This is a genomic window from Klebsiella sp. G-Nf4, from assembly GCF_002810615.1.
GTDB classification, from domain to species: Bacteria; Pseudomonadota; Gammaproteobacteria; order Enterobacterales; family Enterobacteriaceae; genus Klebsiella; species Klebsiella variicola.
In genome coordinates this window covers 60,842-74,024 of record NZ_PION01000007.1, presented here as the reverse complement: position 1 = coordinate 74,024, position 13,183 = coordinate 60,842, and the positions used below count along the sequence as shown (strand labels likewise).

Here is a 13,183-nt window from a genome sequence, read left to right as displayed (position 1 = left end):
TTCGATTGTCAGGCCAACGCCGCGACGGTCGAAAAGACGAGGTTTATATCTCCAAAGTATTTCAGGTCACCGCGAGGCGGCGAATTCGCAAATCCCCGGGAGCATAGATAACTATGTGACCGGGGTGCGCGAATGAAGCCAACAAAGCGGTGGCGTGAAAGACGCAGGAGATTAGCGAGTGCGCGGGCAAACCTCGCCTTCAGCAAAGAAGAACGCGATTTCGCGAGCAGCGGATTCTACAGAATCGGAACCGTGGGTGCCGTTCTCGGTGAAGCTGTCAGCGTAGTCAGCGCGCAGGGTACCGGCCAGAGCGTTCGCCGGGTTGGTGGCGCCCAGCAGGTCACGGTGACGCTGAACCGCATTTTCGCCTTCCAGTACGGAAACCACGATCGGGCCGGAGGTCATGAATTCAACCAGACCGTCGAAGAACGGACGACCTTCGTGCTCAGCATAGAAACCACGAGCCTGCTCAACGGTCAGATGCAGCATTTTGGTGCCGACGATTTTGAACCCTGCAGCTTCAAAGCGAGAAAAGATGCCGCCAATAACGTTTTTTGCCACCGCGTTTGGTTTGATGATGGAAAAAGTACGTTCAATAGCCATGATTACCTCTAATTAAATGTTCTGTTGTTGCGCATACGATCGTATGGCCTGGCGCGCATTATAATGAGCAACGTCGGCGATGCCTACGGATGAAGGTAACATTTTGTTAAAATAAGATGAGTATTGGAAACACAAACTGCCAACAACAAATTTACCCTGGTTATTGCAGGGTGAAACTGGTGGCCGCCGTTTGTCCTGCCTCATCCATGACCACCAGCTGCCACTCGCCGGGCTTATCCAGCGTTAGCGTGGTTGTCGCACCGGTAGCGTCTAACGGCTGGCCGTTGATAAACCACCAGCGTCGCCCTTCCCCACCGCTGGTTTGCAGGGGTAACACCACCCGCACCTCACCCGGCAGACGTTTTATTACCGCCCCTTCGCGAATACCTGACAGCACCAGCGGTGCGGCATCCTGAGTTTGCAGCGGCGGACACGCTGTCGATACCGGTCCCAGACGCGCACGTCGGCGCTCGCTGGCCGGCAGCCAGGGTTCCAGCGGTAGCGGCCAGACATCAACAGAAGTTTCTGTCGCACCCGGACAATCCGCGGCCACCCTTTCCCCTGCTGCGTTGCGCCACACCGGGAAGCGGATCCCGCGCACACCCTCCTGCCCGGGCAGCAGCAGCGTCGGTGGCTGGCTGGCATCCAGCAGCCAGCTGGCTAAGCGCCGGCGGCAGTTGCGGTCACCGGCCGGTAGATCCTGCCCGCCTGGCCAGCATATAGTCCCGCGGCTCACCGTTTGCGGGCGCGGGTCGACCGGCAGGCCGCCGCGGCTCATCGCCTGGCGCGCCAGCAACAGATTATTGACCTGATTGAGCAGCGGCACGGCGCTGGCGAAGCCAAACTGGCCCACCACCGGCGTACCGTCAGGCCGTCCGGTCCAGATACCTATCAGATATCGCGCATTGAGGCCGACCGCCCACGCATCGCGATAGCCATAGCTGGTGCCGGTTTTCCACGCCAGCGGGACCACTTGCGGCAGTGAGGCATCGGGAACCGGTTGCGCTTCGCCGGCCAAAATGCGCCGGACAATCCACGCCGCGCCGGGTGACATCAGCGCCCGTTCCACCAGCGGCGCGTCAGGTTTCATGCGCAGACGCGCCGCCTTGCCGTGACGGGCAAAGGCGCTGTACGCCGCGACGATATCTGCCAGCCGTGCCCCGGCCCCACCGAGGATCAGCGACAGGTTCGGCTCAGCGCCAGCGGGCAGCATCAGGGGCAGCCCGGCGTTGCGTAAATTCGCCGCGAAACGTTTGGGTCCGTAGGCTTCAAGCACCTGCACCGCCGGCAAATTCAGCGAGCGCACCAGGGCTTCGCTGGCGCTCACCGGGCCATGAAAACCACTGTCAAAATTGCCGGGCCGATAATCGCTAAAACGCCGTGGAACATCCTGTAACAACGATGCCGGATGAATCAGCCCGTCATCCATTGCCATCGCGTAGACAAAGGGTTTCAGCACCGATCCCGGCGAACGCACCGCCGAGACCATATCAATATGACCGAAGCGGCTGTCGTCGGTGATATCCGCCGAGCCCACCCAGCCGCGGACTTTCATATCCGTGTGATCGACGACAACGATCGCCAGTGAGCTGCGCGGCGGCAGGCGCGATTTCCAGTTCAGCGCCAGATCCTCAAGCTGCCGCTGGAGCCCGGCATCAAGAGTCGTCACCACCTTTTCATCCCGACTGGTCGCCAGCGCCCGGCGTGAAAAAAGCGGCGCCAGCTGCGGCATCTGGCGCGGAAACAGCCACACCGGCTCCTCCATCGCTTCCTTCACCGCCCGTTGCGGCCAGACGCCCTGGCTGACCATGCGAGTAAGGACTTTATCGCGCGCCGCCTGGGCCCGCTGCGGCCAGCGGTCCGGACGTAAACGGCTGGGCGCCTGCGGCAGGACCGCCAGCAGCGCCGCCTCGCCGTAGCTGAGCTGAGCGGGCGGTTTACCGAGATAAGCCCAACTGGCCGCGCCGATCCCCTGCAGGGTGCCGCCAAACGGCGCACGGTTCAGATACAGGGTTAGAATATCGCTTTTTGACAGATGCCACTCCAGCTGCAGCGCCCGCCATAGCTGGCGCAGCTTGCCACCGAAGGTGCGTGGATGAGGGTCGAGCAGACGCGCCACCTGCATGGTGAGCGTGCTGCCGCCAGAAATGACCCGCCCGGAGGTTAAATCCTGCCAGGCGGCGCGCAGCACCGCGAAGGGATTGACCCCTGGATGTTTCCAGAACCAGCGGTCTTCATACTGGATGAGCGCCTGCAGATAGCGCGGCGACACGTCGGCGAGAGTCACCGGATAACGCCAGACGCCCTGCGCATCGGCAAAGCGCCAGAGCGGCGTCCCGTCTTCCGCCACCACCACCCGGGCAGGGGTGACCTCCTGCAGCGGCAGCGGCCACAGGCGATCGGCGGCCAGCACCGCCAGCCACAGCAGAAAAATAAACGCCGCCAGCCAGCGCCAGCGGCGTTTTACCCGAGGCAATACGCGCATTTACGGCGTCACGGTGAGCGGACCGCTGGCCGCCCCGGTCGCCCGCCACTGCGGCACATACATCGATTCCACCTGCGGCTGCGGAACCTGATAAGTGCCCGGCGTCACCGCCCGCGCCAGATAGACCAGCGTCACCGGCTGGCCTTCATTGACAGCGACAGCGGCGACGAAACGGTCGTCACGGAACTCGATATGCTGAATATCCGCCTGCTGCATCTGGTTGAGCAGGTTTTGCACCGCGTCGCCATTTTCCTGCAGACTGGCGCTGCTGTTGGCCAGATTCTGGTTTTCCAGCTCGAGACCGGCTGGCAGCAGGTCGACGACCAGCGCGTCAGGCACGTTGCGTTTGGCGGTCACCTCCAGCTTCACCAGCACCAGTTCGCCGCTGCGCAGCGAGGTCAGCGATTTCTGCTGACCCTGGGTATCGAAAATAGTGCGTTCAATCCCCAGGACGTTACCGCCTGGCTGCGGCGCGCTTTGTGGATAGCCGCTGCTGTCCAGGCGCAGCCACAGCGGATGACTGCCGGTATTGCTCACCTGCAGCGCCGCCAGCCGATCGCCGTCGAGGTTGCGGGTTTGCGCTTTGTCGCCGGCCAGCGGCTCGGCCTGCAGTGAGGTTTGCGCCTGCCAGTTGCCCGGCAGGTCCGCCAGCGAACGTCCGGCAAGGAACAGGGCATTGGTTTCCTGGGTCGACAGCCAGCGCTGACCGTAGGCCTCTTCCGACAGCGTGCTCAACAGCTTATTTTGCACCTCCGGCAGCAGCTTGTTCTCTTCCAGCAGCGCCAGCTTCAGGGCGTCATCGCGAAGCGGGCTGCCGTAATCACCCAGCCAACGATTCTCATCCTGGCGCGGGGTGGCAACCGCCAGCTTCATCGCGTCGTCGCCGCGCGGCGCATCGCCCATGGTTTTCAGCGCAATGCCGAGCTGCAGTAGCGGCAAGCCGGAGCGCGCCTGGTCGTGACGGCTCCAGATTTCACGCAATGCGCCGAGCGGGGCTTTTTGCTGACGCGCCAGCACCAGCGCGGCATACGCCTGGGCGGCAAAGCGGCTGGCCTGGGCATCATCGCTGTAGCGCACGGTCATCAGCCCCGGCTCCTGCAGATAGCGCAGCAGGCGTTCGTTACCTTTATTAATGGCGTTGACCGGTACGCTATAGCCCTGCTCGCCCGCGCGGACGAGGAAGTCCATAGCGTAGGCGGTCAGCCAGTACTCTTCCGGCCCCTCTTTATCCCACAGTGCAAAACCACCGTTTTCCAGTTGCATCTGCAGCAGGCGCGAGATACCAACATCGATTGCCGCGCGGCGTTTTTCATCGCTATCGCCGCTGATGCCCAACGCTTTTAGCTGCGCCGCGCTGGTGTACAGCGACGGGAACAGGCCGCTGGCGGTCTGCTCAAGGCAGCCGTAAGGATAGGCTTTCAGCTCACGGATATAACGGGCAAGGTTCAACGGCGGTTTACCGCTGAGCAGCAGCTGGCCCTGCAGCGTTTGCGGGGCAAAGCCCTGGCTCTGCGCCGCCGGCGCCTGCCAGCTTTCGCCGGGCTGCAGCACCGCGCCGCTGTTGACGGTCTGGGCCGGAAACGCCGGACGGACGCCGATTTTCCACTGTTTTTGCAGCGGGGCGAAGGTTTCACCCGGCAGGCTCAGGCCGCTGATGGTCGCGCTCACTTGACCATCGCCGAAGCCCGCCAGTGCGCTGACCGGCACGAATAGCGTGCTGCGCGCCCCTGGCGCCAGTTGCACCGGCGGCAACTGACCCTCGGTCAAGGTCACCAGCCCGCTGGCGGCAAGATGTACCTGCAGAGTTTGCGGTTTATCGGTCAGATTGCTGAGATCCAGCGCCAGACGCGTGGTATCGCCGCTGGCGAGGAAGCGCGGGGTATTCAGTTCGGCGATAACCGGGGCGGCCACCACCACTTTATCTTCGCTGCTGCCGAAGTCATCGGCCGTCCACGCCTGGGCCATCACCCGCAGCTCGCCGTTAAAATCACCGATGGGTAACGTCACCGTGCCTTCGCCCTGATCGTTCAACACCACCGGCTGCGCCTGCTGGGCGACGATCGTCACGTGGTTGACCGGCGGTTTGCCGCCGCGTTTTAACTCGTCGCCATCGCCGCCGAAGCGCAGGCTGGCCACACGCCCCTGCCCTTCGATCACCTGGCCGTAGATGTCATAGATATCTGCGCCGTAACGCTTCTGGCCAAAGAAGGCGTTCCACGGATCCGGGGTGGCGTAATCGGTAATATTCAGCACCCCGCTATCCACCGCCGAGAGCAGCACGTTGACCTGTTTCGGCGCCTCGCCCTCTTTGACGCTGGCTTTCACTTTCACCGTCAGCGGCTGGTTGGGGCGCATTTTGTCCGGCGCTTCCAGCGCCAGCGTCAGGCGGCGGTTTTCATCGCCCAGCGGCAGATGCAGCAGGCCCACCGCGCGTTTTGGCGTCGCCGAGCGGGATTTATCGCCGGGGCGAACCACCAGCGTGCTGAGGTAGAGGTCGTGGCGGTTCCAGGCTTTATCCACCGGAATAGACAGATCCATCCCCTCGGCAGGGACGTCAATCTCCTGCCACCACAGCGGCCCTTCGCTGGATTCCACCATCGCGTAGCCTTTACCCGCCGCCGGGGCGGCAATGTGCAGCTTGATGGTGTCGCCCGGTTTATAGCTCGGTTTATCCAGCTTCATAGTGACCCGGTCAGGACGCGCCGCGCCGGTACCTTCGCTGTTATCTTGCCAGCTATAGCCGGCCCAGAAGCGCACGCTGCTGACCACGTCGTCCGGCCCTTTCACCTCCAGGCGATAGGAGCCCCACTCTACCGGGAAGCTCACTTTGCCGGTTTGTCCGGCCTGCAGATCCAGCGACTCCTCGCCCTCCTGCAGATCTTTTTGATCGAACTGCGACTGCCAGCCTTCGCTATCGGACCAGTTCCAGTAGTAGTCGCGCCGCTCGCGGATCAGCCGTATCTGCAGGCCAGAGACCGCTTTTTTCTCGCCCCTGGCATCGGCATAGACGATGTCAAACGCGGCGTTACTGTTCTCATCGACCACCGGCTGCTTCACCGTGGTGTCGGTGCGGTAATCGTAAACGTCCTTCAGTGTAAATTGCGGGCGGATCCCCGGCAGCGCCTCGGCAGGCCAGATCGGCTGCTGTACGGTACGGGTCACCGGACGCCCCCCGGATTCCAGCAGGCTCGCCTGCAACACCACCTGCAGCGGCGAGTGGCTATCCTGCCACTGGCTTGAGGTGGTCACTTCGCCACGGCCTTTTTCATCCAGTGTCAGCTGGACTTCATCCAGACTACGGGAGAGGTTTTCTTCCGCGATATCGCCGAACTGGAAGCCCGGCAGCGCGGCAACGGCATCGCGCAGCGGGCGCAGGAACAGCTTGCCCTGCAGCTGATTGCCGCTGGCCGGCGCACCGTAGAGATAAGCGCCGCGGACGCCAAAGGTGATGTCGGCATCCGGCGCGACTGGCGCCGCCTGCGGCGTCAGGTTCAGGGCCATGCGTTCCGGCATAAAGTCTTCGACGTGGAAGTCCCATTCGCGCGGCTGGTTATCGCCGGTGCTGGCGCGAATGTGCCACATACCGGTGGCCGCGCCGCTGTCGAGCGGATAAGTGAACTGGTACAGACCATTCACCGGTTTGCTCATCACCGAGCGGATCACCTGGCCGTCCGGCTGAACCACCTCCAGCTTCACCGGCTGCTCCGCCAGCGGCTTGCCGTCGCTATCGCGCAACAGCGCATTAAGGATGACGGTTTCACCCGGGCGATAAAGGTCGCGCGGGCCAAACATAAAGAACTGTTTGCTAAAGCCGGGCGCCCCTGCGATAGAGAATTCAGCCAGATCCAGCGCCGGCAGCTTGAGGTCGAGCAGCGTCGTCTGCCCCTCTTTGCGCGCCAGCAGCAGCGCCGCCTCTTTATCCGTTTGCAGGGTGACATGGCCCTGGCTGTCGCTTTTCGCCTGCGCCAGGGTCTGCCCTTTGGCATTGAGCAGTTGCACCTCAATGCCCGACTGGGCAGCGCCGTTTTCCAGGCTCTGGGTAAAAACATCCAGCCGGTTATGGTAGCGGTGCGCCGAGACGCCGATATCGCTGAGGGTAAACAGTGTCGCCGCGTTGCTGTAGCTATAATGGCCCGCCGGGTTCATGACCGCCACGTAGACGCCCGGCTGCTGGAGCGGCTTGATATCGTTCAGCGGCAGCAGCAGCTTCTCGCGGGTATTGCGTGCCGGGTTGAGATCGAAGCGGCCGGTATAGACCAGATCCGCCATCTTCAGCAGCTCATCAGACTCCCAGTTGCTTAACGAGTTGCGGTATTCCCACTGGCTGACAAACGCGGAGAGTGATTCCGGCTTAATACGGAAGAAGTTAACGTCGACATTATCAACGTTCAGCGCCATCACCGGCAGCCCGGCGACCACGTTGCCCGGCAGCAGCGAGCCGCGGCTGGCGAAACCAACGCTCGGTGCGATATCGCGGGTGGCCAGGGTCTTCTCGAACGGTTTGTCGAGCGTAGCCTTGTTCAGGGCGGTCAGCGTCGGGTCGACCGAGACAATCAGCTCGCGCTTTGGCTCAAGGTGACGCAGACGCAGCTCTTTCAGATTCGGCGCCAGCTCCCAGGCACCGTCCACCTTACCGCTTTTCTTGTCGACCAGATGTACGCTGCGGGAGAAATCCTGGTCCGGCTGCAGCGGCACGGAAAACGTCAGCACCAGGGTCGCGGCGCCATCCAGTTGGACTTCCGAGGCGTCGATCAGCGTCAGCGCTTTGCCCTGACTTTTTTCCGCCAGCGCCGCCAGCTGGGCGCTGTCCGGTTTTGTCGTCGTGTCTGGGCTGCTATCCGCAGCTGGCGCCGGGGCAGTGGCCTGCGGCGTACCGCTGTCATCACACCCGGTTAATGAAAATGCGGTAAGGAGCGCCAGTGACAGCGCCGCTAAACGAAATGGTTTCATCCTTCTAACCCCTCGGCCGGTGGGCCTGATGCAAATTATCACTTTTTATTATGCGTTAAGGCGGCACTTCTCAACAGTGATGACGCGGGTTTCTGCCGATTAATCAGAAAAGTGCCGTGACGTCGTCCCCACTCTGACGTCCTTAACTTGTCAGCGTGAGATAAAACGCCGACAATTCAGTCATGAATCGTAAAACGGAGGCACCCATGTCCACCTCGTTTTTTATCGCCGCCGACTGGCTGGCAGAACATATTGATGACCCGGAGATCCAGATTATCGACGCCCGCATGGCGCCCGCCGGGCAGGAGGCCCTGCGCGATATGGCAGCGGAATACCGCGCCGGTCATGTGCCGAACGCGCTGTTTTTCGATATCGAGGCGCTGTCCGATCACACCAGCCCGCTGCCGCATATGATGCCGCGCGCCGAGGCGTTTGCCGTCGCCATGCGCGAGCTGGGCGTCTGCAGCGATAAGCACCTGGTGGTTTATGACGAAGGCAATCTGTTTTCCGCGCCTCGCGCCTGGTGGATGCTGCGCACCTTTGGCGTGGAGAAGGTGTCCATACTGGCCGGTGGGCTGGAGGGCTGGCGGCGCGACGAACTGCCGCTGGAGCAAGGCGTGCCGGAAGTAGCTGAAGGGGAATTCGACGTGCGTTTCGATCCCCAGCAAATTAAGCGCCTGACCGACGTCCTGCTGGTCAGCCATGAAGGTTCGGCGCAGATTGTCGATGCGCGTCCGGCGGCCCGGTTTAACGGCCTGGCCGACGAACCGCGCCCGGGCCTGCGTCGCGGGCATATCCCCGGCGCGCTTAACGTGCCGTGGACTGAGCTGGTGATTAACGGCGAACTGAAAACCGTCGACGAGTTGAACGACATCTTTTTGCGTCAGGGTGTCGATTTTGAACGGCCAATCATCGCCAGCTGCGGTTCAGGGGTGACGGCGGCGGTGGTCGTGCTGGCCCTCACCACGCTTGGCGTGAATGGCGTCTGCCTGTATGACGGCTCCTGGAGCGAATGGGGCGCACGGACCGATCTGCCGATTGAACCGGCCTCTGCCGCTCAGTAAACACGGCCTGACCGCGGGCGGTTCCCTCCCGCGGTCACTAAATAATTTCTGATTTTCCCTCCCTCTTTCTCCGGCCTGCCGCTAAACCGGTTACTCTGTGCTGCCGCAGGGTTTGTACCTGCCGTATTCGCTTTACTGCCACTCACTATATAAGGAAATTGAATAATGGCATTTTCATTACCGGATCTCATGGATGTCGTACACAAGCACAACCGTAATCCCACCCCGAAACCATTGTCCGTAGACGAAGTGGATCGCCTGCGGGTACGGAAATATCGTGACCCGCAAAATAGCGAAACCGTGGCGCTTCCGGAGAGTCTGAAAGCGCTGTTGGCCTACGATTGCCAACTGAAAAGCCCCCACGGACAGCTGGTGCTGGAATCGGTTCTGGACTCCATTGATCAACATGGCGTCCTGCTTTCCGACTCGCTGGATGAAGATGCTTATTACATGAGTGGTCTTGATATGGCCGGGCTGGACTTTGAAGAGCTGACGCCAATCTGGAACGACGATCCGCGTCTTCCTGCCCTGATTCGCCTCTGCCATCCCGGAGATCAGCAGGTATTTATCTATGTCACTGAACGTGATGAACAAGGTGAATATCCTGTTGTCCGCTTCGAAGGTAAAGAGAATGATCTCTGGCTGGCGGAATCGTCACTGATAGAATATCTGCAGGGGATCTTTGCCGGCAGCGAGGAGAGCCACGACGAATGGCAGCATCAGCAGACCCTCAATGAGGCACGCGATGGCGCCTTGCTGGAGCTGGAATATATTCATGAGGATCTTTACGCCAGGCTCGAAGGCTGCCCTGACTAATTCACCATCTCACCCCGGATGGCGCGATAAACGCGCGCCGCCGGGGCCTGCTCCAGGAGGGAGCGTTTTATCCGTAACCTGATGTCACTACAAGGAGTGAAAATGGCATTAGTCTCCAACCCGCATTCTGCTTATTCGCCGCGCCTTCCCTGGCTGGGAGGCATAGCTGGCCTGCTGGCAGGCGGCGCGATCCTTTATTTTTGGCCGCAATGGAACCGAGCATGGTTAAGCGTGGTTCCTGCGCCGGTCTCCGTGTATACCCAGTTTCTCGGGGTCACTCTGGAAGAGGTTCCGCTGATCACCTATGGCCATCAGGCGCTGCTGGGTTTCCTGATGGTGCTGCTCGCGCCCGGTTACGGAAAATCGACCCTTGCCGCGTGGATGGTGCATAACCCAGCGTCAAGCCGGCGCTGGCCCGGCGAGATACTCCGCGCCTGGGGCATAAAATTTGGCCTGCTGGTCATCGTCTTTTGCAATCTGTTCTTTTTGTCCCGGGTCGGATCCGGAACCCTGGCGTTATATATTTTTATTCTCCAGCATGTCAGCGTTGCCGCGGCGGTGGCGTCAGGGGTGCTGCTCCTGCGTGACGCCCGACGTCTGGCCCGCACGTTTGACGCTCCGCTGGCGGACCTGCACCTTCTCATGATATTCACTCTGGGGTTCCAGACGATCTTGCCTGCACAGATCGCGCTGATGAGCGCTCGGGGCGTGAATACACCGCTGGGCTGGTACATTGTTATCGCGCAAATGGCAGGGGTGTTACTGGCGTTTATGCTGGTCGGCGGGCTGGTGGCAGCGCTACGTTCTCTGCTGGGCGAAGAGAGATGTCGGGCCTGGCGCGGGGATATGGCGCTCTTCAACGGCATTGTCACGCTGTGCGTGACGGGATTTCTCCTCTATAACATGGTGTCAGCCTATCCGCGGATCTTTGCTGCGCTGCATTAACCCTGGCAAAGCCGATTTTCAGCCTCACACTGGAAGCATAAAGAAACAGCGGGGGCAGCCGCCCCCGCTGTCAGATAATGCGGTTTTGTTTGAAATCGCGCAGGAAGCTGCCCCAGCGCTTTTCATAGAACGGCGTGATATGGGCAATCATAAAATGGCTGATGCCCTTCTCGCCTTCCACCACCTGGCAAATATCGATCGGCTCATCGCCTGGCAGGGTATCGGTGGCCACGCTGCCGGTGGTCTGGATAACGGATTCAATATCCCCTTCCGCTTCAATGCCGATCAGCAAGTTGGCCGGCGCGTCGGCGCTCTCTTTAATCGAGCACAGAAACGCCCGCTTGACGGTCTTCAGCGTTTTGAACAGCGTGGTCAGGGAATCCACCATCTGCGCCGGCGGTTCGGCGACTTCAGACAGCAGCAGCGCTTCGCCGCCTTCCAGTACCGTCTGGGTACTGAGCGGGCTGCCCTCTTCACCGAGCAGATGGCTGATCTCCCGCGGGGTGAACTCTTTGCCGCTCGGCAGCTTCGGGTTGAGGAACAGCGATTCGCCCAGCGTCATCGCCATCAGTGTGCGGGCGGGCATCATCACGAACGCCTGTTCGTCTTCCACCGCCTGCTGCAGCGCCTCCAGCGAGGTAAAGAACGGGATCACCGAGCTGCCGTCATCTTTTTCCCAGTGCTGCAGATCCAGCGCGCTGTCTTCGACAATCTGCTCACCATCGGCTGCACTGCCCGGAACCCAGACGGTCGCCTCAAGCAGCGCGCTGAAAAATGCCGGACGGTGGGCGGGCTCGGTCGCCGCCTTTTCCAGCAGGGTTTCTAATTCATTTTTCGTATCAGACATAGTTTGGCTACTTCACAATGAATTGCCCGGCGGCGCTACGTCCACGCGGGCATACGAGTTTCCAGTCCAGGTAAGCGTAGCGCCACCCGGCAAAGCCGTTACTCGGCCGTCAGCAGGTTAGCAATGGTACGCACGCCAAGACCCGTCGCGCCCGCCGACCACTGCTCAACGGCAGATTTACGGTAGGTTGCCGAACAGTCGATATGCAGCCAGCCCTGATGGTAGTTTTCCACGAAGTGGGACAGGAAACCCGCCGCGGTACTGGCGCCAGCCGGATAGGCCGCGCTGCCGGTATTGTTCAGTTCTGCGAAGTTCGACGGCAGCTGATTGCGGTGGAACTCGGCCAGCGGCAGACGCCAGAAGGCTTCGTTTTCCGCCTGCGCGCTCGCCAGCAGGCGATTCGCCAGCGCATCGTCAAAGCTAAACAGCGCATGGTAGTCATTACCCAGGGCGGTTTTCGCCGCGCCGGTCAGAGTGGCGGCATCGATGATCAGCTGCGGCTTCTGCGCCGAAGCGTCAATCAGGCCATCCGCCAGCACCAGGCGGCCTTCGGCGTCAGTGTTCATCACTTCAACGGTTTTGCCATTACGATAATGAATAATATCGCCAAGTTTAAAGGCGTTACCGCTGATGAGGTTGTCGGCGCAGCACAGGTAGAGCTTCACGCGCTTGTTCAGACCGCGGGTAATGGCAAAGGCCAGGGCGCCGGTGATGGTGGCCGCGCCGCCCATATCGGATTTCATTGAATCCATAAAGGCGCTTTGCTTGATGCTGTAGCCGCCGGAATCAAAGGTGATGCCTTTGCCCACCAGGCAGGCGTATACCGGGGCTTCTTTATCGCCGGTTGGGTTATAGTCCAGCGCCAGCAGGACCGGCGGACGCTCGGAGCCGCGGCCCACGGTGTGCAGACCAAGATAGCCCTGCTCACGCAGATCTTCACCTTTGGTGATGCGATAGCTCATCTTCTCACCCGCCACACTGCACAGCAGGTCCACGGCGCGCTGCGCCAGCTGCTCCGGACCCAGCTCTTCCGCCGGGGCATTGATGGTGTCGCGCACCCAGTCGATAATCGTCAGGCGATGATCCAGCTCACTGCGCTGCGCATCGTCCAGCGTCGGCCATTCGACCTGGCGCTTCCCCTTCGGCCCTTTGTAGCCGGCCCAGAACGCCCACGCGCGGTCGGTGTCCCAGCCTTCGCCGCTTAACGCGACATGTTTAATGCCCATACCGTCAATTTTACGCGCCGCGCGCTGAATCAGGCCCAGGTCGTCTTTGCCGTTGAGGTGCAGGGCGATGCCGTCGTTATTAATGCTGTAAGACGCCTTTTCTCCCCAGCGCGCATCGGCTGGCTGAGTAGAAAGCGTAATCTTCATGGCTTCGGTCATTATCATTATCCTTCTTAGCAAACGGGCCACCGTATGGCAGCCCGTAAAGTTCTCTCACTCGATGATTCATCCGACTTAAACTGCCGCA

General features: G+C 61.0%; 8 protein-coding genes. 3 read left to right on the top strand and 5 right to left on the bottom strand.

Features of this window, described 5'->3' with window-relative positions:
- Positions 1-171 precede the first annotated feature (171 nt).
- From ndk to CWM57_RS15405, 3 genes are all read right to left on the bottom strand, one after another.
- Positions 172-603 carry a nucleoside-diphosphate kinase gene (ndk, locus tag CWM57_RS15415; protein WP_004114414.1) on the bottom strand — a complete coding sequence of 144 codons (432 nt, stop codon included), beginning with the start codon at positions 601-603 and terminating at the stop codon, positions 172-174.
- A 160-nt stretch (positions 604-763) separates the two neighbouring features.
- Positions 764-3,088, bottom strand: a complete 2,325-nt coding sequence (pbpC, locus tag CWM57_RS15410; RefSeq protein ID WP_100676053.1) for a peptidoglycan glycosyltransferase PbpC — start codon at positions 3,086-3,088, stop codon at positions 764-766.
- Positions 3,089-8,038: an alpha-2-macroglobulin family protein gene (locus tag CWM57_RS15405; RefSeq protein ID WP_100676052.1), complete on the bottom strand. Its 4,950-nt coding sequence runs from the start codon at positions 8,036-8,038 to the stop codon at positions 3,089-3,091.
- 206 nt (positions 8,039-8,244) lie between these two features.
- Here CWM57_RS15405 and sseA point away from each other — a divergent pair, with 206 nt between their 5' ends.
- The 3 genes from sseA (at position 8,245) to CWM57_RS15390 (ending at position 10,863) form a co-directional block, all read left to right on the top strand.
- Entirely contained in the window at positions 8,245-9,102 is an 858-nt protein-coding gene (gene sseA, locus CWM57_RS15400) for a 3-mercaptopyruvate sulfurtransferase (protein WP_074387861.1), read from the top strand.
- Positions 9,103-9,267: 165 nt separating this feature from the next.
- Positions 9,268-9,918, top strand: coding sequence for a DUF5066 family protein (locus tag CWM57_RS15395; RefSeq protein ID WP_100676051.1), 651 nt, complete (start codon positions 9,268-9,270; stop codon positions 9,916-9,918).
- Positions 9,919-10,020: 102 nt separating this feature from the next.
- A complete protein-coding gene (locus CWM57_RS15390) occupies positions 10,021-10,863 on the top strand; it encodes a hypothetical protein (RefSeq protein WP_074387859.1) in 843 nt (280 codons plus the stop codon).
- Between the two features lie 70 nt (positions 10,864-10,933).
- On the opposite strand, the gene sseB is transcribed toward CWM57_RS15390, so the two are convergent.
- Complete coding sequence (gene sseB, locus CWM57_RS15385; protein WP_100676050.1) at positions 10,934-11,710, bottom strand: enhanced serine sensitivity protein SseB; 777 nt, start codon at positions 11,708-11,710, stop codon at positions 10,934-10,936.
- A 98-nt stretch (positions 11,711-11,808) separates the two neighbouring features.
- Positions 11,809-13,095 carry an aminopeptidase PepB gene (gene pepB / locus CWM57_RS15380; protein WP_074387858.1) on the bottom strand — a complete coding sequence of 429 codons (1,287 nt, stop codon included), beginning with the start codon at positions 13,093-13,095 and terminating at the stop codon, positions 11,809-11,811.
- Positions 13,096-13,183 lie beyond the last annotated feature (88 nt).